Below are 22,730 nucleotides of genomic sequence, written 5' to 3'. Positions count from 1 at the left end.
TCAGCACACATCAAGGAGCTACACCATGACTCAAGGCCTGCGTTTCCATTCCAAGCTGATGATCAGCTTTGTCGTGGCAGGCAGCATTCTGCTGACCGGGTGTGCATCTACAGGCAGTAGCCTTATAGGCAATTCGCCAGACCCGCGTCTGACGCAAGGAGCGACCGCTGAATTCTTCACCAAGTCAGGCTATCAGGCCTGTGCAGTCGCCGCTGGCGCTGGCGTGCTGGCTTGCGCCCTGTCCAACTCAGGCAATAAGGCCGCCTGTGCCGTCGTTGCCGGTATAGCGGCGTGCGGCGTAGCAATGGGCGCCAACTACTACCTGGACCAACGTCGCAGCCAGTATGCCAATACCACTGAACGGCTGCAGGTTATCACCCGGGATGTTCAGGCTGATACCGACAAAGTCGTTGCTCGAACGGCCGTGGCACAGCAGGTCATCAGCGATGACCAGCAGAGTATCGCCCAGATCAAGCGCGACATAATTGCGAAGAAGCTGGACAAGGCCAAGGCGCAATCTGACATCGCTAGCATTGACGAGAACATCACTTACCTGCGTAAGGAGGTGGGCAACATGCGCGGCAAGGTCACTGAGTACACCAAGGTCGCCGATGCCGAGCGAGCGCAAGGTAGCAGTGCCGAGCTCAAGGCTGTTGATATCAACATTCTGAAAATGAATGAAAAGGTCGCCGCGCTGCAGAAAGAAGTCGACGGTCTGTACAGCCAACGTTCTGCTATCACCCTGGGTTGACCTCATGAATACGACCGTTAGCTTGCTTGTCTGCCTGGGAGGTGCCTGGGCGCTTTCCGGTTGCGCTACAGCTCCCGGCTCATGCGACGCCACCAATCGTGACGTGAGCATGATCACCAAGATGAACTGCGATTACACCGGCGGATACAGTGATCAAGTCAAAAGTAAAGAAAACGAACTGATCGCTGCGCGCCATGAAAACGCGATGTTCAAACGGGTCTACGACAGCATTGCTGCCGAACAGGCCGCGACACGCAAGGATCTGCAAGCACAGCAACAGGCTCAGGCGTCACTGAACCAGTCATTGGGACAGCTGCTTTCAGCACTCAAGAGTCGACACGCTAATAAAACGTCCGTGCAAAAACAGATCAGCTCGCTTCAAAGCCAATTGCAAACTGCCCAGAGTCAGCCGCAGAGCAGCAATCCGCAGCAGCTGGCAGCCAAGCAAGAAGAGCTCAAAGCCCTGCAGAAGAAAGTCAGCAAGTTGCAGCTTAGCCTTGGCTTCGACCAATAAAATCAAACCAGCGCCCCGCCTGGGACGTCTGAATTTTTGCAAGAGATAGCATAATGCAGCGGGTCATCAGAGATGCCAGCCTATCTGCGCGCGACATGACCGCACTCGACGCCAAGCTCGAGATCGTCCGCAAATACGCTGCCCCCAACGTTGCCAGCCTGTATGCCATTCCACGTACAGGCAGCGGTGACGTGCTTGAGTGGTGGACGGAGCTGGGCGGTCAGGCGATAGCGTTCAACGCCTTGAACGAGGGTCAGCAGCGTCAACTACTGCATACCTTTGAGCAGCGCCAGCATTCGCTTGAACGGGTGGCCGATGAACAACAAAGCAAAGGCCAGTCGGACACGGCGGCCAGCTTACGTAGCCTTATCGGCGAGCCATTACCAGGCAATCTCTACAGCCTGAATGGCGAGCCGCTGGTAATCTGCTGGCATATGTTGAAGCCCAAGCCGGTGACTCCGGTGTTACCCGCCACAACGACCGTTATCGCCTCTAGCCCCGTTCGCAGGCGCTTATGGCCTTGGCTGTTGCTCGCGCTGGCCTTGCTGCTACTGGCTTTTCTTGTGTGGTGGTTTTTGCGCGCACCGGTCACAGAGCCGGTGCCAGCCACACCCGCTGCCATGGTTCAGCCTCAAGTGGCGGTTCCGTTACCTGATCCTGAACTTCTACCTGAAGGGGTACCCGAGCCGATCCCTGAACCTGAACCTGAACCAGCTTTACCTGTGCCTGTGCCGGTACCAAAATCCAAACCTATCGAGAACACGAAGCAAACCAAGGCTTGCCCTAAACCAGCAGACCCCGCGATACCGCCACAATTCGTCGTAGTGCTGGACACCTCCGGCTCGATGAACCTAAACGTCAAAACCTCGCCCAGGGACGATCAATGGTACGGAGAGGTCGGCGCCCGACTAGACCCTCGCGATCCTCGCGTCGCGCCACTACTGACCCAACCCACGCGGCTGGACGTTGCCAAAGTTTCACTGGCCAAAATGATCGACAACCTACTGCCCCAGATCGACATGCGCTTCATGGCATTCGAAGGCTGTGGGAGAGTCGCAGATTACGGGTTGTTTCCCACACCGCAGCGATCACAGCTGATCAAAGGCATAAACGGTTTGAGGGCCGACTACGGAACGCCCTTGGCGGAAAGCTTGGCGCAAGCTGCTTCGACAGTCGACGGACGCAATCGCGATGCCTACATCGTGATGTTCATCGACGGCCAGGATAACTGCCAGCAGGATGCCTGTGCGGTATCCCGACGTATTGCCCAAGACCAGCCGAAGCTGAAGGTCAATGTTGTCAATATCGGTAAAAACGCGCTTTCCAATTGCATGGCGGAAAACACGGGGGGACGGATCTACGCGAGCCGTGACGCCATCGAACTCAAGGACATGCTTCAGGAGGCTTCCAAAGAAGTTTTGAAAACACCCGGCTGTCCTTGAATCACGAGAGCTTAGCCACGAAAGAGCGACCGGGGTCCCTTGCCGCCACCGGCAGCACAATGCAAATGACGTAGTCGCCGTCAGTCTGCATTGCTGGTCAAGCCACCCCACACACTCCCGCAGCGGTCACACAGCGCTGAGAGCGCCCATGCCCAGAAGCGCCATCACGCCCAGCCCCAGGGCGATGCGGTAGTACACGAATGGCATGTAGCTCTTGGTCGAAACCAGTTTGAGGAACACCACGATCACCCCGTAACCGACCACGAATGCAATGACCGTGGCCAGCAACGTGGGGCCGCCGGAGAACACGCCAGGCTCGCCCCAGCTGCGGTACAGCTGATAGAAACCCGAAGCGATCACCGCCGGTACCGCCAGCAGGAACGAATAGCGAGCTGCTGCCTCACGCGTGTAGCCCATGATCAGCCCGGCGGTGATGGTGCCGCCCGAGCGTGATACGCCGGGAATCAAGGCCAGCGCTTGGGCGCAGCCGAATATCAGGCCCTGGGTCCAGGTCAGTTGATCGAGCTTGCGCTCCTTGCGTCCCAGTTTATCGGCCGCCGCCAGGATCAGTGCGAACACGATCAGCATGGTCGCCGTCAGGTAAAGGTTACGCAGGCTTCCTTCGATGTAATCCTTGAACACCAAGCCCAGGATCGAGATAGGCAAGGTGCCGATGATGATCAACCAGCCCATTCTGGCGTCGGGGTTACTGCGGGACGCGGCGTCGCCGAGCGACCTGATCCAGGCCAAGGCGATGCGCAGGATGTCTTTGCGAAAATACAGCAGCACCGCGGCCTCGGTGCCCAGTTGGGTGATGGCAGTGAAGGCTGCGCCTGGGTCGCCACCCGAGGGCAGCAATGGCCCGATAATGCGCAGGTGCGCGCTGGAAGACACCGGTAAAAACTCCGTCAAACCCTGCACCAGCCCCAGGATTATCGCTTCCAGCCAGATACTCAGTTCACTCATGCCTCAGCAGCTCCCAATTCAGTTCTTCGGTTGGTCTGCCGCAAATGGCAACACATAGGGTACATCGGGAGTAACTGACCGCTGGATTGGATAAAGATTCTTGAACGCGAATGTTGATTTGGTAACGGTGCGCCGCTGAGCAGCGAGGTGCGGAGGCGGGATATGGATTCCAGCGTAATCGCAGCATCGACATTCAGCGTGCGAAGGTGAGTTTAGTCCTGAACACTGACTCCTCGACCTTTCAACCCATGCCATAGAAAACCTTGCCCAGCATCAGCAGGCTCACACCTGCACAAAGAACAGAAAACATTCGCTGCAAAAGCCGCTCAGGTACGTTCGGCGCTGCAAGGCGACCGCAGACCATCCCGACCAGTGCCGAAAAGGTGAACAAAGCGCCTGCTGAAGAAAACCTGACCCCCTGGCTGAACAAATGGCACAAGGTGCCCAGCGAGACCAGTGTGACAACCATCAACGAGGTGGCCACCACACCGTGCATGCGCACATCGCTGAATTTTCGAAAGGCGGGGACGATGAGAAACCCTCCCCCCACGCCCAACAAGCCGGTCAAGAATCCGGACGCTGCGCCAATCGAGGCCAGGGTAGCCAGGCATCGGGCGTTCCAGTCGAGCCGGCCCGTGGCAGGATCGAGCATGCAGTTGCGCTGTAACGTGCCTTGCGCTTCGTTGTCAGCCCTGGCCTGCAGGTACATACGGCCCGCCACCACCAGCATGACGGCAGCGAACAGGGTCATCAGCGCTGTGCCGGGGACCCGCGTGGCGATGTAAAGTCCCAGCGGCGCAACCAGCCAGCCTACCGCAGCCATCGTCGCTGCCGCCTTGTAGCGCACCAGGCCTTGGCGCAACCCCTGCATCGCGCCGATCAGGGCAGCGCTGCCTACCGCGAGCAAGGCGACAGGCGTGGCCTGGGTCACCGACCAACCCAGCCCCAGAGTCAGCGCCGGAATCGCCAGGATGCCACCCCCTGCGCCGGTGAGCCCCAGGACCAGGCCCACGCAGGCCCCCAGCAGGAAGGTCAGCATCCGATCACTTCGAGGCGCAGTCGGTGAACCACTCGCGCCCCTTGAGCATGCCGTTCCAATAGAACCACGGCAGAAAGCGCGCCTTGAGGAACCACGCCGACCGGCGCGGTATGGTTGGGTCCATCGGGAACGTCGGCAGCAATTTCCCGCCATAGCCGAACTCGGCCAATATGACTTTGCCCTTCTCGACAGTGAGCGGACACGAGCCGTAGCCGTCATAACGGCGAGGCAGTTCCCGGCCCTTGCGCAATGCCATGAGGTTCTCGGCGACCACCACGACCTGCTTGCGCGCAGCCGCAGCGGTCTTGGCATTGCCGGTGCCGCAGACATCGCCCGCGGCGAAGATTTCCGGGTAGCGAGGATGCTGCAAGGTCGCCGGATCGATTTCGAACCAGCCCGCCTTGTCGGCCAATTCGCTGCGACGAATCACATCCGGCGCTTGCTGAGGTGGCACGACGTGCAGCACATCGAAACACTTCTGCACACGGGTCACATTGCCGTCCGCGTCCGTTACATCGAACCAGGCGGTCTTGCCGGGACCGTCGACCTTGACCAGATTGGACTGAAAGGCCAGTGCTGCGCCGTACGTTTCGACGTACTTCATCAGCGGGGCGACGAATGCAACAACCCCGAACAACACCGGACCTGCAAGGTTGAATTCCACGCAAATCGACTTCAGCACGCCCTCCTTGCGCCAGTGATCGCAGGACAGGTACATCGCCTTCTGCGGAGCGCCTGCGCATTTGATCGGCATCGCCGGCTGGCTGAACAAGACCCTCCCACTGCGCAACGAGCGCACCAGCTCCCAGGTGTAGGGCGCCAGGTCGTGTCGGTAGTTCGAGGTCACCCCATGCTTGCCAAGCGTGTCTTCGAGACCCTCGATTTTCTCCCAGGCCAGCTGCAGGCCGGGGCAGACGATGAGCTGCTGGTAACCCAGCTCGGTACCATCGCTGAGCAACACACGCTGACGGCCAGGCGCGAAGGCCGATACCGACGCCTTGATCCAGTGCGCGCCTTGAGGAATGACGCTGGCCATTGGGCGCAGGGTGTCATCGATGTTGTAGGCACCCCCGCCCACGAGCGTCCAGGCGGGTTGGTAGTAATGCTCGCTGGCCGGCTCGACGATCGCGACGCGTAACGACGAATCTCGCTTGAGCAGACTGGCCGCCACCGCAATGCCGGCTGAACCACCGCCCATGACCACCACATCGTACAGCCGGGTTTCAGGGCTACCCTGGGTCGCCAGCTCGTAGAGCTTGGCGGATCGATTGCCGGTACGGCAGTAGGCAAGGACAGGCGCGGGCAGTTGCTCCAGAAGCGCCTTCAGCGCTTGCCCCTGCGCAGCCGTGGCACCCGCGCTCGCTACAGGCAGGTAGCGGAACTCCAGCCCTACCGCGATAGCCGCTCGCTCCATCGCCAGATGATCGGGTTGATCCACTCCACCCTCATGATCCGGACGGTTGCAGATCACGCTGGCGAAGCTCATGGCCCGCACTTCAGACAAATTGCCCGGATCGAGCTGGCCAGCCACCGAGAACCCTGCGTCTATACGCTTTACCACTTGCTCCATTGCAAACTCCAGGCATGTACGCTGTGTGATAGTGCTGAGGCTTACTTCTTGAGCGCCTGGCCGCAGTACAGGCCCGATAGCGTCTGCATCAGAGAGACCACTTCGAAACTGGCCAGCGAGTAGTAGATGTACTTACCCATTCTGCGGGTGTTGACCATGCCCTCCTCACGCAGGACGCCCAACTGCTGAGACAACGTCGGCTGCCTGATCCCGGACAATGCCTCCAGCTCGCCCACGTTGCGCTCGCCTTGGGTCAATTGGCACAGCAGCAACAGACGGTCTTCGTTGGCCAGCGCTTTCAGCAGGGCACACGCCTTGGCGGCTGAATCGCGCAGCAGACCGATTTCCTCGGCGGACAATTGAGCAGACATGGCAAGCCCCGACAGTGGAAGATCGACAGTCTACGATTGGATAGTATATCTTTCAATATAGTGTAATGACGTTAAGCAAGGGGGCTGGCAATGACCGCGCAGATTGAAGGCTTCTACGACACCGCCACGGCAACCGTGAGCTATGTCATTTTCGAGGCCTCGGGAGGCCCCTGCGCGATCGTGGATCCCGTGCTGGACTACGATGCCAAAGCCGGACGCATCCACACCGATAGTGCAGACCGTATCATCGCGTTCGTGAATGAGCACCGGCTACAGGTGCAGTGGTTACTGGAAACCCACGCGCATGCGGACCACCTGTCCGCCAGCGCCTACCTCAGGGACAAACTCGGCGGCCAGATCGGCATCGGTGCGCAGATCACAGCGGTACAGAAGGTGTTTCGCGACATCTACAACCTCGAACCCAGTTTCCTGCCCGATGGTTCGCAGTTCGACAGACTGTTCGACGCGGACGAGGCGTTTCACATCGGCGCGATCCCGGTGAAAGTTCTGCATGTACCTGGACACACGCCGGCAGACATCGCCTATCTGGTCGACGACTTACATGTCTTCGTCGGCGATACGCTGTTCATGCCAGACGTTGGCACCGCCCGGTGCGATTTTCCAGGCGGGGATGCCGAGCAGATGTATGGATCGATCAAGCGGCTACTGAACCTGCCCTCGCACACCCGACTGTACATGTGTCATGACTACCCTCCCGCTGGTAGGGAAGCGTGTTGGATAAGCACTGTCGCCGAGCAGCGCGAGAAGAACATTCACGTCAGTGATGCTTCGGATCTGGCGTCGTTCGTGCGCATGCGCACCACTCGGGATGTCAGCCTGTCGGTCCCTGCGCTGTTGCTGCCGGCACTACAGGTGAATATCCGGGCCGGAAACCTGCCACCTGCGGATGAGAGCGGGTTGTGCAGCTTGAAGATTCCGGTGAACAGGTTTTGAGGATGTCTGGGGGGCTGGGCTGGGCTGGGCTGGGCTGGGCTGGGCCGGTCTGGTCAGAGGTTGACGCTGACTTGGATATCAGAGAAATCACCAGATAGTTTTGCGCGGGCTCAAAAAAGCCACTTATGAGAAGTGGCTTAACTGTCCGATTTCACTTAGGAATAAATGGTCGGGACGGAGTGATTCGAACACTCGACCCCTTGCACTACCAATTGCTATTAACGGCATGGTGATCGAACCAAGTGCTCTGATCGTTGGCGACGAAGATGGTTTTCTCTGTGTTTCGCCAGCAGAAGTGGACCGCATTCAAATCTTGGCCAGTGAGCGCCATGACGCTGAGCGACTAAAGCTACGAGCTATTGCAGGCGGTCGCAACAAGCGGCCTTGGCTTGTAGAAAAGCTCAGAAAGCTGGGCTGCCAGCTACCGCAGTGCTTGGATCATCGATTCGATCACCGAACATCATCCTCCCCAATTAACTTGCGACACTTTTAGACCTCGCCGGCCGAATTGTCGATGTGAGCGCGGTCCTGGGCAGTGCTAAGATCACACATAGATGCCCTGGAACGCTCTAGAACGCGGAGGGACCGCATGCCATTGGGAAGGATATCTGAAGAGAGTAGCTGACAGCGTCATGCATTCGGCCATGGCAGTGAAGGTAGAGGGCAGAGACATTTTTCGCGCGCGTGCTATGCGTGTGGAGTGAGCTACTGGTGTCCCGATGACCGCAAATAGAACGGTGCTCATCGATGACGCGGCCGTTAACAGGCGCGGCTCTGACGAGATGGAATGCAAAAAAGAGTGACATTCATTTTTTTGGCTAGGAGCCTCATATGGCAGATGAAAAAGGGCCTGACAGCCTTCCTGAACACGTGAGCAAATTTTTGGATGGCCCGGTGGATACTCTGCGCTGACACAGGTAATCGGCCCCCTAAGATCTGCAGTGGGTGTTTTGACCTCAGTTACGCTCGATATGCTACTTGCTATGAAAGCAATGCCGCTGGAAGGCGAGGCCAAGGAAAGGGCAGATAGCGCTTGGAATAAATTCCGAGAGGTTTTTGACGCCCTTGAGCAGATAGACTCCCGTACGGGCAGGATCTACGACGGCCGCTATCCGTGGAATGTGTCCGGAGATCCAACCGATGAGTGATAACATCAGCTGGATGAAGGACGAGTATAAACTCCATGACACGGACCGGGACCAACCCAAGCGGGGCGGCGGAGGTCCACCCAGCGGAGGCAATAACGTGGAACCTAGAGTTGCAAAGCTTGAAAGTCATATGGAATACGTGCGCAGTGACATTTCCTCGATCAAGGTCGATGTTAAAGGCGTTGCTGGCGATATCGTAGCGCTCAAGCTGTCGTCGCAAGCCGTAGAGAATCGACTTGCTAACATCGAAAATCACATGGTGACAAAAGGACGACTAACGTTCCTGGCTCTCCTAGGTTTGGCGACGGTTGTAGCATCAGCGCTCGGTGCTGCGTGGTGGATGGCGCAGCAGTATTTGGGACCTCAAAAATATCACCCAGTGATACCTGCGCTGCTGACAAAGCTAAGGTGATCGAATTTCCCCCAGCGTTGCATGTACCCCACACATATATCAACGCCAGGCCTTGAAGCAATCGGTCTGCGCGTCTAAAAGCGCTTCAGAGAGGGAGGGCAGAGGATCGCTTGCCATACTGACGAGGAGATGACACATAACTACCAGCCCGATCCATCGGCGACCGACTTGCGCGGGCTGGTCTTGACGGGAAAATCGGATGATGTCCCGAAAAAGTCCCCACGCATGAAAAAGCCCAACCTGTGAAGATTGGGCTAAGTCATTAGAATAAATGGTCGGGACGGAGTGATTCGAACACTCGACCCCTTGCACCCCATGCAAGTGCGCTACCGGGCTGCGCTACGCCCCGACCGAGCGTAAAGCTGTTCCAGAACCTCTGAGAACGTCGAGAAATATACCTTAAGCATTTGAATTATGGAAGTATTTTTTTCCAGAAATTCACTTCTTGAGGACACTCAACACATCTTCGAGCTCGGAGATGGTCTGGCGAATCAATTGCTTGTACTGCGTGGTGTCATCCTTGGCTTCGTCACCGGACAGACGCAGACGCGCACCGCCGATGGTGAAACCCTGGTCATACAGCAGCGCGCGGATCTGGCGGATCATCAGCACGTCCTGGCGCTGGTAATACCGACGGTTTCCGCGACGCTTCACGGGGTTGAGCTGAGGAAATTCCTGCTCCCAGTACCGCAGCACGTGAGGCTTGACGGCACACAAGTCGCTGACTTCACCGATGGTGAAGTAGCGCTTGCCGGGAATGGGCGGAAGTTCGTCGTTATGACTTGGTTCCAGCATAGGCCTCAACTCGGGCTTTCAGTTTCTGCCCTGGACGAAAGGTGACCACGCGGCGAGCCGTGATCGGGATTTCTTCACCGGTTTTCGGATTGCGGCCAGGCCGCTGGCGTTTGTCCCGAAGGTCGAAATTGCCGAAACCCGACAATTTGACCTGCTCGTTGTCTTCAAGAGCGTGCCTGATTTCTTCGAAGAACAGCTCGACCAATTCCTTGGCCTCTCGCTTGTTCAGGCCCAACTCTTCATAAAGACGTTCCGCCATTTCAGCTTTCGTCAAAGCCCCCATGCGCTACTTCCTTAACGTGGCGTTCAACCTTTGTTCGAGCGAGGTGAGGATGGCTTGTGTCGTGGTATTCACCTCATCGTCGTTAAGAGTGCGCGATGGATGCTGCCAGGTCAAGCCAACAGCCAGGCTTTTTCTATGAGGATCAATGCCTTTACCCTGGTAGACGTCAAACAGCCTGAGGTCCGTGAGCCATTCGCCTGCATTCTCTCGAATTACCGCCAACACTGAGCTCGAAGCCACATCACGATCGGCCAGCAAGGCCAGGTCACGACGCACTTCAGGGAAACGCGACAGCTCTTGGAATTTCGGCAGACGACCTTCGGATACTTCGGCCAGCACCAGCTCGAAGACGAACACGGTGCGATCCAGACCCAGCGACTTCACCAGTTCCGGGTGCAATGCGCCGAGATACCCTACTTCCTGTCCGTCACGTTCGATCCGTGCGGTCTGGCCCGGATGCAACGCGGGGTGCTGGCCGGGAACGAAGGTGAAGGCATCGAGCGCGCCGGCGAAGCCGAGCACCGCTTCGACGTCGGCTTTGACGTCGAAGAAATCCACGGTCTCGCGACCCTGTGCCCAGCCTTCGGGCAGGCGGCTGCCGCACACCACGCCAGCCAGCATGGGCTCTTGCTTCAGGCCATCCAACTGACCGACGAAGCGCAAGCCGCTTTCGAACAAGCGAACGCGATCCTGCTGGCGGTTGAGGTTGTGTTGCAGGGCCTTGACCAGGCCCGGCCACAGCGACGAGCGCATTGCCGCCATGTCGGCCGAGATCGGGTTGGCCAGCAACAGCGGCTCGACGCCAGGGCTGAACAGCTCGAACAGCTTTGGATCGATGAAGCTGTAGGTGATCGCTTCCTGATAACCACGTGCGACCAGCAGACGGCGCAAGGCGGGCAGGTCGGAGCGAGCTTCCGGACTGGCCTGTGGCGCCAAACGCGCCTGCGGGTAGCGAACCGGTAGACGGTTGTAGCCGTAAAGCCGAGCCAGTTCCTCGATCAGATCGACTTCAAGGCTGATGTCGAAGCGGTGGCTGGGTACTTCGACCGACCACTGCCCTTCCCCGCTGGCCTTCACGCCCAAACCAAGGCCGGTCAGCAGCGTTTGAATCTCGCTGGCGCCCAGTTCCAGGCCCAGCATCTGGCTGACGCGCTCGGCGCGCAGGGTGATCGGCGCGACCTGCGGCAGATGCTGCTGGCTGACGCTTTCGATGATCGGGCCGGGCTCACCGCCGGCGATTTCCAGCAGCAGCGCAGTCGCACGCTCCATGGCTTCGCGTGCCAGGTTCGAATCGACACCACGCTCGAAACGATGGGAGGCATCGGTGTGCAGCCCATAGGAGCGTGCCTTGCCAGCTACCGAGATCGGCTCGAAGAAAGCCGCTTCAAGGAACACATCGCGGGTCTTGGCGGTCACGCCGCTGTTCTCGCCACCCATGACGCCGGCAATACCCAGCAGTCGTACGTGGTCGGCGATCACCAGGGTCTCGCCGCGCAAGGTGACTTCCTGACCGTCAAGCAGGGTGATCTTCTCGCCCTCCTCGGCCATGCGTACGCGGATGCCGCCGTCGATTTCGGCAAGGTCGTAGGCGTGCATCGGCTGGCCCAGCTCGATCATCACGTAGTTGGTGATGTCCACGGCGGCATCGATGCTGCGCACTTCGCTGCGGCGCAAGCGTTCGACCATCCACAGCGGAGTTGCCTTGGACAGGTCGACATTGCGTACCACGCGGCCCAGGAAACGTGGGCAAGCCGCCGGCGCGAGTACGTCTACCGCAAGGACTTCGTCGTTGACCGGTGCAACGGCAGCGATCACCGGACGCGTCACCGGTGCACCGTAGAGCGCGCCCACTTCCCGGGCAAGACCAGCCAGGGACAGGCAGTCGCCACGGTTCGGAGTCAGGTCGACCTCAATGCTGGCGTCGTCCAACCCCAGGTAAACCCGGAAATCTTCACCGGTGGGTGCATCGGCCGGCAGCTCCATCAGGCCTTCGTTGCCTTCACCGACCTGCAGCTCGGACTGCGAGCACAGCATGCCGTTGGACTCGACGCCGCGCAGCTTGGCTTTCTTGATCTTGAAGTCACCGGGCAACTGTGCACCGATCTTGGCGAACGGAATCTTCAGGCCGGGACGCACGTTCGGCGCACCACAGACCACCTGAAAAGTCTCGCTGCCATCGCTGACCTGGCAAACGCGCAATTTGTCGGCGTCAGGGTGCTGCTCGGTGGCGAGCACCTCGCCCACGACCACACCGCTGAACTCGCCTGCGGCCAAGGTCACGCTGTCCACTTCCAGACCTGCCATCGACAGACGCGCTACCAGCTCGTCACGCGAGGCCTGCGGGCTTACCCAGCCACGCAGCCATTGTTCACTGAATTTCATCCTGCTCTCCTGAAAGATTCGTTACGGCTAGCGAAATTGCGCGAGGAACCGCAAGTCGTTGTCGAAGAACAGGCGCAAATCGTTGACGCCGTAACGCAGCATGGCCAGACGTTCTGCGCCCATGCCGAAAGCAAAACCCTGGAACTCTTCGGGGTCGATACCCGACATGCGCAGCACGTTGGGGTGCACCATGCCGCAGCCCAGCACTTCCAGCCAGCCGGTCTGTTTGCAGACTCGGCAGCCTTTGCCGCTGCACATCACGCATTGGATATCGACTTCAGCCGAAGGCTCGGTGAAGGGGAAGAACGAGGGACGGAAACGTACCGCCAGCTCTTTTTCGAAGAACACCCGCAGGAATTCCTCGATGGTGCCTTTCAAGTCCGCAAAGTTGATGTCGCGGTCGATCAGCAACCCCTCGACCTGATGAAACATCGGCGAGTGGGTGATATCCGAGTCGCAACGATAGACCCGGCCCGGGCAGACGACCCGAATCGGAGGCTGTTGCGATTCCATGGTCCGCGCCTGCACCGGTGAGGTGTGGGTACGCAGCAACATGTTGGCATTGAAATAGAAGGTGTCATGCATCGCGCGGGCCGGGTGATGGCCAGGGATGTTGAGCGCTTCGAAGTTGTGATAGTCGTCTTCCACCTCGGGGCCTTCGGCAATGCCGTAGCCGATATGGGTGAAGAACTGCTCGATACGCTCCAGCGTCCGAGTGACAGGGTGCAGGCCGCCTGTGGTCTGGCCGCGGCCAGGCAGGGTAACGTCGATCTGCTCGGCAGCGAGCTTGGCGCTCAGCTCGGCTTCTTCGAAAGCCGCCTTGCGCGCATTGAGGACATCTGTGACACGCTCCTTGGCTTCGTTGATCAGCGCGCCCACCTTGGGCCGCTCATCGGCAGGCAGGTTGCCCAGGGTCTTCATCACCTGAGTCAGTTCGCCTTTCTTGCCAAGGAATTGAACCCGGATCTGCTCCAGGGCATTGATGTCTTCAGCGTGTTGCACGGCCTCCAAAGCTTGGGAGACCAGCGCATCCAGGTTTTCCATGTACAGACTCCAGATACGAAATAGGGGAAGAGCTTGAAGGCTCTTCCCCTATTCATGACGTTTAACACCCAGGCCTGCCGACGGCAGGCAGGGTGATTGTCGGGGTACTTAGGCCAGCGAGGCTTTAGCTTTCTCGACAATCGCAGCAAACGCCGCTTTTTCGTTCACTGCCAGATCAGCCAGAACCTTGCGGTCGATCTCGATGGACGCTTTTTTCAGGCCAGCGATGAAACGGCTGTAGGACAGACCGTTTACACGAGCACCAGCATTGATACGAGCGATCCACAGGGCGCGGAACTGACGTTTTTTCTGACGACGGTCGCGGTAGGCGTACTGGCCTGCCTTGATGACCGCTTGCTTGGCAACACGGAATACGCGCGAACGAGCGCCGTAGTAGCCTTTAGCCAGTTTCAGAATTTTCTTGTGACGCTTACGGGCAATGACGCCACGCTTAACACGAGCCATGAGTTAGTCCTCTATCTTTGACCGAAATTAACGAAGGCGCAGCATGCGCTCGACTTTTGCCACGTCAGACGGATGCAGCAAGCTGCTACCGCGCAGTTGACGCTTACGCTTGGTCGACATTTTGGTCAGGATGTGGCTCTTGAAAGCGTGCTTGTGCTTGATGCCGTTAGCGGTTTTCAAAAACCGCTTAGCTGCACCACTCTTGGTTTTCATCTTTGGCATGTTCGGGTACTCCACATTCAATTGATAAACATAACCGCAAGGCCTGCCGTGCCCTGGTGGTTATTTCTTTTTCTTGGGGGCGATGACCATGATCAGCTGGCGTCCTTCCATCTTCGGATGCTGTTCGACGGAGCCGTATTCGAGCAGGTCACCTTCGACCCGCTTCAACAGCTCCATACCCAGCTCCTGATGCGCCATCTCACGGCCGCGGAATCGCAAGGATACCTTGGCCCTGTCCCCATCACTCAGGAAACGTACCAGGTTGCGGAGTTTTACCTGGTAATCCCCTTCTTCCGTCCCTGGACGAAACTTGATTTCTTTTACCTGAACCTGTTTCTGGTTCTTCTTCGCCGCGGCAACCTGCTTCTTCTTCTCGAAGATCGATTTGCCGTAGTCCATCACCCGGCATACGGGCGGGAGGGCATCGGCGGAGATTTCCACCAGGTCCAGCTTCGCTTCTTCAGCGATACGAAGCGCTTCATCGATAGAGACGATGCCAATCTGCTCGCCGTCAGCGCCAATTAACCGAACCTCGCGTGCCGAGATATTCTCGTTGATCGGGGCTTTCGGTGCAGCTCGTTTATCTTGTCTCATTTCACGCTTAATAATAATTACTCCGAATCTGGGCGACCACGCCGGGAAACCGCTTGTGCAAGGTACTCGGTGAATTGCGCGATGGGCATGGAGCCCAGGTCAGCGCCTTCACGGGTACGCACAGCGACAGTTTGCGTTTCAACTTCCTTGTCCCCGATGACCAGGAGATAAGGAACCTTGAGCAAAGTATGCTCACGGATTTTAAAGCCGATCTTTTCATTTCTCAAGTCGGACTTGGCACGAAACCCGCTTTCCGTCAGATTTTTTTCGACCAGATGCACGAAATCGGCTTGTTTATCAGTGATATTCATCACCACAGCCTGCACCGGAGCCAGCCAGGCCGGGAATGCGCCCTCGTAGTGCTCGATCAGAATACCGACGAAGCGCTCGAACGAACCCAGGATCGCCCGGTGCAGCATGACCGGATGCTTGCGACCGTTGTCTTCGGTGACGTATTCGGCACCCAGGCGGATCGGCAGGTTGAAATCGAGCTGCAGTGTACCGCATTGCCAGACTCGACCCAGACAATCCTTCAGCGAGAATTCGATCTTGGGACCGTAGAAGGCGCCCTCGCCCGGCTGCAGATCGTACGGCAGGCCAGCGGCATCGAGCGCTGCAGCCAGGGCCGACTCGGCACGATCCCACAGCTCATCGGAACCGACGCGCTTCTCGGGGCGAGTCGATAGCTTGAGCTGGATATCCTTGAAGCCGAAGTCGGCATAGACGTCCATGGTCAGCTTGATGAAGGCCGCCGATTCGGACTGCATCTGCTCTTCGGTGCAGAAGATATGCGCGTCGTCCTGGACGAAGCCGCGCACGCGCATGATGCCGTGCAGCGCGCCTGAAGGCTCGTTGCGGTGGCAGGCGCCGAACTCGGCCAGACGCAGTGGCAACTCGCGGTAGCTTTTCAGGCCCTGGTTGAACACCTGCACGTGGCATGGGCAGTTCATCGGCTTGATGGCGTAGTCGCGATTTTCCGACTCGGTGGTGAACATGTTCTCGGCGTAGTTGGCCCAGTGCCCGGATTTTTCCCACAGGCTACGATCGACCACCTGCGGCGTCTTGATTTCCAGGTAACCGTTCTCGCGCTGGATCTTGCGCATGTACTGCTCGAGCACCTGGTAGACGGTCCAGCCGTTCGGGTGCCAGAAAACCATGCCAGGCGCTTCTTCCTGAAGGTGGAACAAGCCCAGGCGCTTGCCGATCTTGCGGTGATCGCGCTTTTCGGCTTCCTCGATGCGCTTGACGTAGGCCGCCAGCTGCTTCTTGTCCGCCCAGGCAGTGCCATACACGCGCTGCAGCTGTTCGTTCTTGGCATCGCCGCGCCAGTAGGCACCGGACAGCTTGGTCAGCTTGAAGGACTTGAGGAAGCGCGTGTTCGGCACGTGCGGACCGCGGCACATGTCGACGTATTCTTCGTGATAGTACAGGCCCATGGCCTGCTCATCCGGCATGTCTTCGACCAGGCGCAGCTTGTAGTCTTCGCCGCGAGCGGTGAACACGTCGATGACTTCGGCGCGCGGCGTGACTTTCTTGATCACGTCGTATTCGGTGTCGATCAACTGCTGCATGCGCTGCTCGATCGCGGTCATGTCGTCTGGTGTGAAAGGCCGCTCGAAGGCAATGTCGTAGTAGAAGCCTTCTTCGATGACGGGCCCGATCACCATGCGCGCGGTCGGGTACAGCTGCTTGACCGCATGGCCGACCAGGTGGGCGCAGGAGTGGCGAATGATTTCCAGCCCCTCTTCGTCCTTGGGCGTGATGATATGCAAAGTGGCGTCGGCGGTGATCAGGTCACAGGCATCGACCAGTTGGCCGTTGACCTTGCCGGCCACGGTGGCCTTGGCCAGACCGGCGCCGATGGATGCAGCGACCTCGGCAACGGAAACCGGGTGATCGAACGAACGCTGACTGCCGTCGGGAAGAGTAATGGTGGGCATGGCGCCTCCTCTCCTAGTGGTGACCCCTACCAAAGGTCACATGGGTTGGGATGAGCCAGTACGCGATTCGCCCAGTATGCCTGCCTTACGTTGGCAGGAGCCTTGCGGCCGACCGGAACACGAACCAGAGTGACTGGAGCAATCGAAAAAGGTAAATCCCACGCTTGGCGGAACAGGCTGCACAGCCTGTAGAAACTGCGCCGAACGCTGGGCCGAGCATCCTAGCACATATAGTGCGTCGGATTGGTGCGCCATGCATGCAGCGCGGCAACTGAGCCGGTGGCTGAACTTGCAGCCCTTTCCACCCCTCAGATGAGGTGAGTCAATACCGCCTGAGAACAAGGAGCTATTCATTATGGGTCTCAAACGACTTCTTCCCCTGACTGCCTGCCTGGCCCTGCTGCTGCCATTCACAGCCCAGGCTGCCGCGCTGTCCGCCAATGCCAAGGCCGAATACACCGCTCAGTGCGAAGCTGCGGCCGTGCAACAAAATGTGGACCCTGCCAAGGCCAAGGCACACTGCAGCTGTGGCGCGAAAGTGATCGAAGAGAAATTCAGCCAGGCCGAAATCGACCAGTTGACTGACAAGAAGGTCGAGCCGCCAATGGCACTGCGCCAAAAGCTGATGAAAGAAGTGCTGGTTTGCAACAACCAATAACAATGCACGCCTGCCTGAAGAGCACCTGCGGGGGTTCTTCAGGCCCGCAAACGGCAGGCTACTGAATTATTTACGACCAAATGCGGTTTTTTTTTAAAAGAATTTTCAGGTGCAAAGCCCAATAAAATAAGGGGCTTAGCAGCGTTGAACAGACCAAACGACGACAACCTTGAGTACCGACCCCAATCAAGGGGGGTTCACAGTCCAGGTTTTGGACTATGATAGGGACCGTGTGCCCAGTTGGCCTGAGCAGCACAGCACTACTGAATATTATGTTTCTTGGAGATTCACCATGTCTAATCGCCAGACCGGCACCGTAAAATGGTTCAACGATGAGAAAGGCTTCGGCTTCATCACTCCTCAAGGTGGCGGTGACGACCTGTTCGTACACTTCAAAGCTATCGAATCGGACGGTTTCAAAAGCCTGAAAGAAGGCCAGAACGTTTCATTCGTGGCTGAGAAAGGCCAAAAGGGCATGCAAGCTGCTCAAGTTCGCCCAGAGTAATCTGAGCGACTGAAAAAACCCGTCCATGTGACGGGTTTTTTTTCGCCTGCGATTTATGCCAATTGCGCTGTGATTAGCCGCAATTGACGCGGGTGATCTGGCCGTTGTCATCGGCATTGAGGTTGAGACGGTCGGAGCGGTACTCGAGGGTGACCATGTCATGGGGACGCAGTACGCGAGCGACCTGTGCGCCTGCCTTGACCCTGGCCTGTTCAAGCAGGTCGGCTGATACCGGCTTGCCGACGGTGTAGCGTGCCCCATCGGCATTGCAGCGTCCGTCGAAAGCAGGTGCGGCAGCGGCAGATGGCCCGGTCGAGGGTCCGGATGTGGAGCAGCCGCTGGCGGCCAGGGCTGCCATCAGGATCAACAAGGTCTTGCGCGGGAAAGGCATGTAGCCTCCTCTTTCTTTGGTTGAAGGGTTCGGTAACTGTTTCAGCGGGTAAGGTTGTGCGACCCCTTGCAGTCGGATTGGTTGCACGCCTGTGTAGTCTGCCCGAGTGAGCCATGGTGAAGTGCCCGCGAAATCGTCACGGGATATGTAGCCAACGGACGCTCAATACAAGTCAATGTAGTCGGACCGTGGCACGGGCCAGTGAGTCTGCAAGGCGGCATGCACCTGTTGCACCCACAGGTCGTCCGCAGCCGCCGCAGCGCCTACGTAGCCAGAGCCTGCCGCCCAGGTTTCGAGACGAAAGCACAGGTCTTGCACATCCATACCGCCGACCGCATGGGTAGACAGAAAGGCCAGGCCTGCTCGGTTGACGCGCAGTTGGTTGTGGACCGCCGGGTTTCCCGACGCCAGCAGGGCGCGGACAGCCTCCAGGGTCAGTGAGCCGCTCTGGGTAAGATCAATGTGCACGTAAGCCTCCATGCCGAAGAATGGGTGCAAGTTTGCCATGCAGTCTGCCATCTGCCCAAGGGCCGGTGTAAAGCGCTGGCGAAAATGCTTTACTTGGGCATGAGGAGCGAACGTCGTTCGCTTGTGACCGTTGGCGAGAGCAGCATGGCAAACGTATCGATCAAGGCGGACATCAAGGTCCAGTGGCCGCAGGGCCAAAGCTCCTTCAGCCCCGGCACGCCCGAGGAGCTGGCGATCATCGGCGTAGATGTCCTGGTCAAGGCTCTGGGCACCGATGCCGCGCGCAGCTTCGTCATGCAGGTGTTCGAGCGCTACGCGAACGAGCACCTGGCAGCGACGACCAACAGTGTGGCGCATCCCCTCAAGAACGCACCTACGCTGTGAAATGTTCGAGCCCGGCAAGGGCTCGCCGGATCAAGGCAGACGCTGCAACCGCTGCGTCAACAGATCGAAAAGCCCCTGGGCATCGCCTTCGTTCACCCAGAATACATTGGCGGGTTGCTTGAGCGTGCCGTACCAGTCGGCCACGGTCTGGCCGAAGGTAGGGCCTTCTCGAGTGTCGATGGTCAGGTTGACGTTGCGCCCACTGAACAGCTCAGGCGCCAGCAGATAGGCGATCACACTGGCATCGTGCACCGGGCCGCCGGGCAGCCCGTAGTGCTCCATGTCGGCTTTGACGTAGGCCTGCAGAATGTCCACCACGCGCGGACCGGCCTTGTTCTGCAAGGCGGCCAACTGGTGCAGGCGAGCCGGGCTGGTCAACACCTTGTGTGTGACGTCCAGCGGCACGTAAGTGAGCTTGACGCCGCTCGCCAGTACGACCTGGGCGGCGTGGGGGTCGGCGAAGAGGTTGAATTCGGCCACCGGGGTGATGTTGCCGCCATTGAAGTGCGCGCCACCCATGACGATCACTTCCTTGATGCCCTGGGTAATGCCCGGGGCCTGGATCAGGGCCAGCGCCAGGTTGGTCTGTGGCCCCAGCATCGCCAGGGTGATGCTGTGGGGCTCGGCCTGGCTGAGGGTGTCGATCAGGTACTGCACCGCGCTGCCTTCGGCGAGACCCTTGCTGGGCTCATGCACGGGGATACCCGGCACGCCCTCCTCGCCGTGTACGTTGGCGGCATAGATCGGCTCGCGGACCAATGGCTTGGGCGCTCCGGCATACACCGGTACGTCTTCGCGGCCGGCCCATTCGCGAGCCAGGCGTGCGTTGCGGGAAGTCTTGTCCAGGCGCACGTTGCCGGCCACTGTGGTGAGCGCGCGAACGTTGATCTGCTCAGGTGAGGACAAGGCCAGCAGCAAGGCGACGAAGTCATCGGCACCCGGATCGGTATCGATGATCAGATCGATCTTGTCGGCGGCCATGGCGGTGGCACTGGTCAGCAAGGCCATCAGCGAAAATCCTCGGATCAGGGTCAGGAAAAAACGTTGCATATCACACTCCTTGTGCTCATTGATGAATCTAGAAAGTAACGCCTGCCATCAGGGCAATGTTGCTGTAGGGCTGGCATTCACCGGTCCGCACAATGGCGCGGGCGCTTTTTGACAATTCCTTGAACCGCGCATGGCTGACCATCTGGCGCACGCCCAGTGTGCCTTGATCGTGCAGTTGCTGGATTCGGGTCGACGCCGGGGGCAGTACCTGGAGCATCTCCTCGGCGATCACGTGGCTCTCCACCTGCATCTCACTGAGCAGCACCTCCAGTGTGCTGACGAAGCTGGGAATGCCCGGCGTGAGCGCCAGGTCGATCATAGGCACGCCCGGCGGCACCGGTAGGCCGGCGTCGCCGATCACGACGATGTCGCCATGGCCCAGGGAGGCGACCAACTGGGACAGGGAAATGTTCAGCAATGCAGTCTTTTTCACGATAGCACCTGCTCGACCTGCGCCAGAGTGGGAATGGAAGGCTGCGCACCAGCATGGGTAACCGAGAGCGCCGCGGCGGCCTGCCCGAAAGCGATGGCCTGCGACTCGTCCAGGCCTCGCGCCAGGGCCGCGGCGAAGCCGCCGACGAAGGTATCGCCCGCTGCCGTGGTATCCACGGCCTGTACCTTGCGCCCAGGATAGTGGCGGGACTGTGCGCCCGCCGCAAACAACACGCCCCGCTCGCCCAAGGTAATGATGACCTTGCCTGCGCCGGCTTCGTGCAAAAGGCCGGCGGCCTGCTCTGCATCGTCCACCGAGTCCACTGCCAGCCCGGTGAGGGCCTGAGCTTCGCTCTCGTTGGGGATCAGGTAGTCAACCCAGGCCAGCCACTCCTGCGGCAGCGGGCCACTGGCCGGCGCGGGATTGAGAATGACCGTCTTGCCCGCCTGGTGGGCACGCTCCAGTGCAAAGGCCACTACCGCGTAGGGGATCTCCAGTTGGCACACCACCACGTCAGCGGCTTGCAGAAGACCATCGAAGCGTTCGATGTCGGCGCATTCGAGCTGGCCGTTGCCGCCCGCGACGATCACGATGGCATTCTGGCTGTTGGCATCGACCACGATCATGGCAATCCCGGTCGCCACGTCCTCGGCCACCCGCACGCCCTGGCAATCGATACCCTCATCGGCCAGCGCCTGTCGCAGCGCGTGGCCATAGGCGTCGGCGCCTACACAGCCGATCATCGCCACCTGACCGCCCAGGCGCGCCGCCGCGACGGCCTGATTGGCGCCCTTGCCACCTGGAACCGTCGCGAAGGACTGGCCCAGCAGGGTTTCTCCTGCCCGTGGCAGCCGCTCGGCCTGTGCGACCAGGTCCATGTTCAGACTGCCTATTACCAACACGTTCGCTTGCATCTTGGGCCACTCTCAGCGCAATTCATGGGAAAGACCGGCGTATCGTGCCGTTGACTCGCGCACCACGATCTGTGGCGCGATGACCTGTTGCGTGGCAGCCACACCTGCGGCCCCGGCAATGCGAGCCAGCAGCCGCTCGGCGGCGACCTCACCCAGCTCGCCGATGCGCTGGCCAACGGTGGTCAAGGCCGGATACACATAGCGGCTCAGCTGAATGTCGTCGAAACCGATGACCGACAACTGTTCAGGTACCCGAATGCCCTGTTCGGCGGCGGCGCGCAGCACGCCCAGACCGATCATGTCGTTGGCGGCGAAGATCGCCGTGGGCCGCTCGCCTGCCAGCAATTGCACCGCCGCCCGATAGCCGCCCGGGCTGGTGAAGTCGCTGTGCAGGACATGGCCTTTCGCGGGCTGTGCACCGTACTCGGCGAGCGCGCGATGGTAGCCGTCCATCCGCAGTTGGGCCACATGGGTATGCTCCGGACCGCTGATGCAGGCAATGGCGCGATGGCCCAGCTCCAGCAGGTGCAGGGTGGCCAGGTAACCGCCCTGCTCGTGGTCGATGCACACCAGATCGGCCGTCACCTCGTGCAAGCCGCGGTCGACGATGACCATGGGGGTGCGCACTGCCGCCAGCATATCGGTCAGCGCGGCATCGCCACCGACCGAAGCGAACACAATGCCGTCGACGCGCTTCTCCAGCAGCACACGCAGGTAGTTGCGCTGCTTCTGCGGATCGTCGTCAGAGTTGCACAGAATCACGCAATAGCCATTGCGCTCGCAGCAGTCCTCGATACCTCGCGCCAGTTCGGCAAAATACGGGTTGACGCTGTTAGGCACCAGCAAACCGATGGTCGCCGTGCTGCGCGCTCTCAGCGAGCGCGCCACGGCGCTGGGCACGTAGTTGAGTTCGGCAATGGCCGACTCGACCTTGCGCCGCACGTGCGCACTGACCGGTCGGCTGTTGTTCACCACATGGGAGACGGTCGTGTAGGAGATCCCCGCCCGTGCCGCGACGTCCTTGATGGTCGCCAT

General features: G+C 59.3%; 26 protein-coding genes and 1 tRNA gene. 8 read left to right on the top strand and 19 right to left on the bottom strand.

Features of this window, described 5'->3' with window-relative positions:
* The first annotated feature begins 25 nt into the window (after positions 1-25).
* Genes LT40_RS07590 through LT40_RS07580 form a run of 3 tightly spaced genes read left to right on the top strand, consistent with a single transcriptional unit; the run spans position 26 to position 2,707 of the window.
* Entirely contained in the window at positions 26-751 is a 726-nt protein-coding gene (locus LT40_RS07590) for a hypothetical protein (protein ID WP_043188412.1), read from the top strand.
* A 4-nt stretch (positions 752-755) separates the two neighbouring features.
* Positions 756-1,265 (top strand): hypothetical protein, encoded by a 510-nt coding sequence (locus tag LT40_RS07585; RefSeq protein WP_043188409.1) that lies wholly within the window; start codon positions 756-758, stop codon positions 1,263-1,265.
* A 53-nt stretch (positions 1,266-1,318) separates the two neighbouring features.
* Complete coding sequence (locus LT40_RS07580) at positions 1,319-2,707, top strand: vWA domain-containing protein (RefSeq protein WP_043188408.1); 1,389 nt, start codon at positions 1,319-1,321, stop codon at positions 2,705-2,707.
* A 126-nt stretch (positions 2,708-2,833) separates the two neighbouring features.
* Here the strand turns inward: LT40_RS07580 and LT40_RS07575 are convergent, their stop codons facing one another.
* The 4 genes from LT40_RS07575 to LT40_RS07560 all read right to left on the bottom strand — a co-directional run bounded on the left by LT40_RS07575 (position 2,834) and on the right by LT40_RS07560 (position 6,653).
* Positions 2,834-3,673: an undecaprenyl-diphosphate phosphatase gene (locus tag LT40_RS07575; RefSeq protein WP_202807708.1), complete on the bottom strand. Its 840-nt coding sequence runs from the start codon at positions 3,671-3,673 to the stop codon at positions 2,834-2,836.
* Between the two features lie 241 nt (positions 3,674-3,914).
* Complete coding sequence (locus LT40_RS07570; RefSeq protein WP_043188405.1) at positions 3,915-4,712, bottom strand: sulfite exporter TauE/SafE family protein; 798 nt, start codon at positions 4,710-4,712, stop codon at positions 3,915-3,917.
* A gap of 4 nt (positions 4,713-4,716) precedes the next feature.
* Complete coding sequence (locus LT40_RS07565) at positions 4,717-6,282, bottom strand: bifunctional protein tyrosine phosphatase family protein/NAD(P)/FAD-dependent oxidoreductase (RefSeq protein ID WP_084139741.1); 1,566 nt, start codon at positions 6,280-6,282, stop codon at positions 4,717-4,719.
* A 41-nt stretch (positions 6,283-6,323) separates the two neighbouring features.
* Positions 6,324-6,653 (bottom strand): ArsR/SmtB family transcription factor, encoded by a 330-nt coding sequence (locus LT40_RS07560; RefSeq protein ID WP_043188403.1) that lies wholly within the window; start codon positions 6,651-6,653, stop codon positions 6,324-6,326.
* 90 nt (positions 6,654-6,743) lie between these two features.
* Here LT40_RS07560 and LT40_RS07555 point away from each other — a divergent pair, with 90 nt between their 5' ends.
* Positions 6,744-7,607 (top strand): MBL fold metallo-hydrolase, encoded by an 864-nt coding sequence (locus LT40_RS07555; protein ID WP_043188400.1) that lies wholly within the window; start codon positions 6,744-6,746, stop codon positions 7,605-7,607.
* A 1,140-nt stretch (positions 7,608-8,747) separates the two neighbouring features.
* The gene (locus LT40_RS20910) at positions 8,748-9,167 is read left to right on the top strand and encodes a hypothetical protein (protein WP_052393301.1); all 420 of its coding nucleotides are present in this window, start codon (positions 8,748-8,750) and stop codon (positions 9,165-9,167) included.
* A 272-nt stretch (positions 9,168-9,439) separates the two neighbouring features.
* Here LT40_RS20910 and LT40_RS07545 read toward each other — a convergent pair.
* From LT40_RS07545 to thrS, 9 genes are all read right to left on the bottom strand, one after another.
* Positions 9,440-9,516 (bottom strand) — tRNA-Pro (locus LT40_RS07545).
* Between the two features lie 89 nt (positions 9,517-9,605).
* Positions 9,606-9,962 carry a MerR family transcriptional regulator gene (locus LT40_RS07540; RefSeq protein ID WP_043188397.1) on the bottom strand — a complete coding sequence of 119 codons (357 nt, stop codon included), beginning with the start codon at positions 9,960-9,962 and terminating at the stop codon, positions 9,606-9,608.
* Entirely contained in the window at positions 9,943-10,245 is a 303-nt protein-coding gene (ihfA, locus tag LT40_RS07535; protein WP_002553164.1) for an integration host factor subunit alpha, read from the bottom strand. Before ihfA ends, LT40_RS07540 begins: the two co-directional genes overlap by 20 nt.
* A 3-nt stretch (positions 10,246-10,248) precedes the next feature.
* Positions 10,249-12,627, bottom strand: a complete 2,379-nt coding sequence (pheT, locus tag LT40_RS07530) for a phenylalanine--tRNA ligase subunit beta (RefSeq protein ID WP_043188394.1) — start codon at positions 12,625-12,627, stop codon at positions 10,249-10,251.
* A gap of 27 nt (positions 12,628-12,654) precedes the next feature.
* Positions 12,655-13,671, bottom strand: coding sequence for a phenylalanine--tRNA ligase subunit alpha (pheS, locus tag LT40_RS07525; protein WP_043188391.1), 1,017 nt, complete (start codon positions 13,669-13,671; stop codon positions 12,655-12,657).
* 108 nt (positions 13,672-13,779) lie between these two features.
* Positions 13,780-14,136: a 50S ribosomal protein L20 gene (gene rplT / locus LT40_RS07520; RefSeq protein WP_043188388.1), complete on the bottom strand. Its 357-nt coding sequence runs from the start codon at positions 14,134-14,136 to the stop codon at positions 13,780-13,782.
* 27 nt (positions 14,137-14,163) lie between these two features.
* Entirely contained in the window at positions 14,164-14,358 is a 195-nt protein-coding gene (gene rpmI, locus LT40_RS07515) for a 50S ribosomal protein L35 (protein ID WP_002553160.1), read from the bottom strand.
* Between the two features lie 60 nt (positions 14,359-14,418).
* On the bottom strand, positions 14,419-14,970 hold the full coding sequence (gene infC / locus LT40_RS07510) for a translation initiation factor IF-3 (RefSeq protein ID WP_192090208.1): 552 nt from the start codon (positions 14,968-14,970) through the stop codon (positions 14,419-14,421).
* Positions 14,970-16,892, bottom strand: a complete 1,923-nt coding sequence (gene thrS / locus LT40_RS07505) for a threonine--tRNA ligase (protein WP_043188376.1) — start codon at positions 16,890-16,892, stop codon at positions 14,970-14,972. The genes infC and thrS overlap by 1 nt, the downstream gene beginning before the upstream one ends.
* Before the next feature lie 355 nt (positions 16,893-17,247).
* Between thrS and LT40_RS07500 the strand changes: the two genes are divergently transcribed.
* Together LT40_RS07500 and LT40_RS07495 are read left to right on the top strand one after the other, a co-directional pair.
* Positions 17,248-17,550 carry a hypothetical protein gene (locus tag LT40_RS07500; protein WP_043188373.1) on the top strand — a complete coding sequence of 101 codons (303 nt, stop codon included), beginning with the start codon at positions 17,248-17,250 and terminating at the stop codon, positions 17,548-17,550.
* 292 nt (positions 17,551-17,842) lie between these two features.
* Positions 17,843-18,055 carry a cold-shock protein gene (locus tag LT40_RS07495; RefSeq protein ID WP_043188369.1) on the top strand — a complete coding sequence of 71 codons (213 nt, stop codon included), beginning with the start codon at positions 17,843-17,845 and terminating at the stop codon, positions 18,053-18,055.
* Positions 18,056-18,128: 73 nt separating this feature from the next.
* On the opposite strand, the gene LT40_RS07490 is transcribed toward LT40_RS07495, so the two are convergent.
* On the bottom strand, positions 18,129-18,446 hold the full coding sequence (locus LT40_RS07490) for an I78 family peptidase inhibitor (RefSeq protein ID WP_043188365.1): 318 nt from the start codon (positions 18,444-18,446) through the stop codon (positions 18,129-18,131).
* 162 nt (positions 18,447-18,608) lie between these two features.
* Positions 18,609-18,914 (bottom strand): hypothetical protein, encoded by a 306-nt coding sequence (locus LT40_RS07485; protein ID WP_043193435.1) that lies wholly within the window; start codon positions 18,912-18,914, stop codon positions 18,609-18,611.
* Between the two features lie 144 nt (positions 18,915-19,058).
* Between LT40_RS07485 and LT40_RS07480 the strand changes: the two genes are divergently transcribed.
* On the top strand, positions 19,059-19,298 hold the full coding sequence (locus LT40_RS07480) for a hypothetical protein (RefSeq protein ID WP_043193434.1): 240 nt from the start codon (positions 19,059-19,061) through the stop codon (positions 19,296-19,298).
* A gap of 30 nt (positions 19,299-19,328) precedes the next feature.
* Here LT40_RS07480 and LT40_RS07475 read toward each other — a convergent pair whose 3' ends face one another.
* From LT40_RS07475 to LT40_RS07460, 4 genes are read right to left on the bottom strand one after another with little or no spacing between them, the layout of a single operon-like run.
* Complete coding sequence (locus tag LT40_RS07475; protein ID WP_043188362.1) at positions 19,329-20,348, bottom strand: nucleoside hydrolase; 1,020 nt, start codon at positions 20,346-20,348, stop codon at positions 19,329-19,331.
* 28 nt (positions 20,349-20,376) lie between these two features.
* Positions 20,377-20,781, bottom strand: coding sequence for a D-ribose pyranase (gene rbsD / locus LT40_RS07470; RefSeq protein ID WP_043188359.1), 405 nt, complete (start codon positions 20,779-20,781; stop codon positions 20,377-20,379).
* Positions 20,778-21,695 carry a ribokinase gene (gene rbsK, locus LT40_RS07465; RefSeq protein ID WP_043188356.1) on the bottom strand — a complete coding sequence of 306 codons (918 nt, stop codon included), beginning with the start codon at positions 21,693-21,695 and terminating at the stop codon, positions 20,778-20,780. Before rbsK ends, rbsD begins: the two co-directional genes overlap by 4 nt.
* Before the next feature lie 12 nt (positions 21,696-21,707).
* Positions 21,708-22,730 (bottom strand): LacI family DNA-binding transcriptional regulator, encoded by a 1,023-nt coding sequence (locus tag LT40_RS07460; RefSeq protein WP_043188353.1) that lies wholly within the window; start codon positions 22,728-22,730, stop codon positions 21,708-21,710.

This window comes from Pseudomonas rhizosphaerae (assembly GCF_000761155.1).
GTDB lineage: Bacteria > Pseudomonadota > Gammaproteobacteria > Pseudomonadales > Pseudomonadaceae > Aquipseudomonas > Aquipseudomonas rhizosphaerae.
The sequence above is the reverse complement of the archived record's forward strand: the minus strand, read 5'-3'. Positions and strand labels throughout refer to the sequence as shown.

Coding starts and splice junctions, on each gene's coding strand:
- LT40_RS07590 (WP_043188412.1), top strand. CDS start 26: ATGACTCAAGGCCTGCGTTTCCATTCCAAGCTGATGATCAGCTTTGTC.
- LT40_RS07585 (WP_043188409.1), top strand. CDS start 756: ATGAATACGACCGTTAGCTTGCTTGTCTGCCTGGGAGGTGCCTGGGCG.
- LT40_RS07580 (WP_043188408.1), top strand. CDS start 1,319: ATGCAGCGGGTCATCAGAGATGCCAGCCTATCTGCGCGCGACATGACC.
- LT40_RS07575 (WP_202807708.1), bottom strand. CDS start 3,673: ATGAGTGAACTGAGTATCTGGCTGGAAGCGATAATCCTGGGGCTGGTG.
- LT40_RS07570 (WP_043188405.1), bottom strand. CDS start 4,712: ATGCTGACCTTCCTGCTGGGGGCCTGCGTGGGCCTGGTCCTGGGGCTC.
- LT40_RS07565 (WP_084139741.1), bottom strand. CDS start 6,282: ATGGAGCAAGTGGTAAAGCGTATAGACGCAGGGTTCTCGGTGGCTGGC.
- LT40_RS07560 (WP_043188403.1), bottom strand. CDS start 6,653: ATGTCTGCTCAATTGTCCGCCGAGGAAATCGGTCTGCTGCGCGATTCA.
- LT40_RS07555 (WP_043188400.1), top strand. CDS start 6,744: ATGACCGCGCAGATTGAAGGCTTCTACGACACCGCCACGGCAACCGTG.
- LT40_RS20910 (WP_052393301.1), top strand. CDS start 8,748: ATGAGTGATAACATCAGCTGGATGAAGGACGAGTATAAACTCCATGAC.
- LT40_RS07540 (WP_043188397.1), bottom strand. CDS start 9,962: ATGCTGGAACCAAGTCATAACGACGAACTTCCGCCCATTCCCGGCAAG.
- ihfA (WP_002553164.1), bottom strand. CDS start 10,245: ATGGGGGCTTTGACGAAAGCTGAAATGGCGGAACGTCTTTATGAAGAG.
- pheT (WP_043188394.1), bottom strand. CDS start 12,627: ATGAAATTCAGTGAACAATGGCTGCGTGGCTGGGTAAGCCCGCAGGCC.
- pheS (WP_043188391.1), bottom strand. CDS start 13,671: ATGGAAAACCTGGATGCGCTGGTCTCCCAAGCTTTGGAGGCCGTGCAA.
- rplT (WP_043188388.1), bottom strand. CDS start 14,136: ATGGCTCGTGTTAAGCGTGGCGTCATTGCCCGTAAGCGTCACAAGAAA.
- rpmI (WP_002553160.1), bottom strand. CDS start 14,358: ATGCCAAAGATGAAAACCAAGAGTGGTGCAGCTAAGCGGTTTTTGAAA.
- thrS (WP_043188376.1), bottom strand. CDS start 16,892: ATGCCCACCATTACTCTTCCCGACGGCAGTCAGCGTTCGTTCGATCAC.
- LT40_RS07500 (WP_043188373.1), top strand. CDS start 17,248: ATGGGTCTCAAACGACTTCTTCCCCTGACTGCCTGCCTGGCCCTGCTG.
- LT40_RS07495 (WP_043188369.1), top strand. CDS start 17,843: ATGTCTAATCGCCAGACCGGCACCGTAAAATGGTTCAACGATGAGAAA.
- LT40_RS07490 (WP_043188365.1), bottom strand. CDS start 18,446: ATGCCTTTCCCGCGCAAGACCTTGTTGATCCTGATGGCAGCCCTGGCC.
- LT40_RS07480 (WP_043193434.1), top strand. CDS start 19,059: ATGGCAAACGTATCGATCAAGGCGGACATCAAGGTCCAGTGGCCGCAG.
- LT40_RS07475 (WP_043188362.1), bottom strand. CDS start 20,348: ATGCAACGTTTTTTCCTGACCCTGATCCGAGGATTTTCGCTGATGGCC.
- rbsK (WP_043188356.1), bottom strand. CDS start 21,695: ATGCAAGCGAACGTGTTGGTAATAGGCAGTCTGAACATGGACCTGGTC.
- LT40_RS07460 (WP_043188353.1), bottom strand. CDS start 22,730: ATGGCGACCATCAAGGACGTCGCGGCACGGGCGGGGATCTCCTACACG.